The organism is Pseudomonas sp. UM16 (assembly GCF_050312595.1).
Classification (GTDB): Bacteria; Pseudomonadota; Gammaproteobacteria; order Pseudomonadales; family Pseudomonadaceae; genus Aquipseudomonas.
Genome location: NZ_JBNPJT010000099.1, coordinates 1 through 234 on the forward strand (window position 1 = coordinate 1; position 234 = coordinate 234).

Below are 234 nucleotides of genomic sequence, written 5' to 3' on the forward strand. Positions count from 1 at the left end.
GCGGCGGCGACGCAACATTCGTCGGTGAGCCAGGCAGGTAAAGCAACGATGGGCTTGTTGATCATCGGCTTTGAAAATCCGGATCCGCAGGCCAAAGACGACAACAAGCATTTCTCGCTGGGCTTTAACTGTGGGGGTGGCACCACCGCCATGGCGCTGTGGGAGTGCATGCGCAGCTACATGGAAGTAGGGCCGGATGCAGTACCTAATAGCCGAGTGGGTAGAGCACCCTAC

Annotated in this window: 1 pseudogene; it reads left to right on the plus strand. The window is 58.1% G+C overall.

Annotated features, from left to right (window positions below):
- Window positions 1-234: pseudogene (locus ACQRAX_RS25740) on the plus strand (hypothetical protein); the annotation flags it as partial.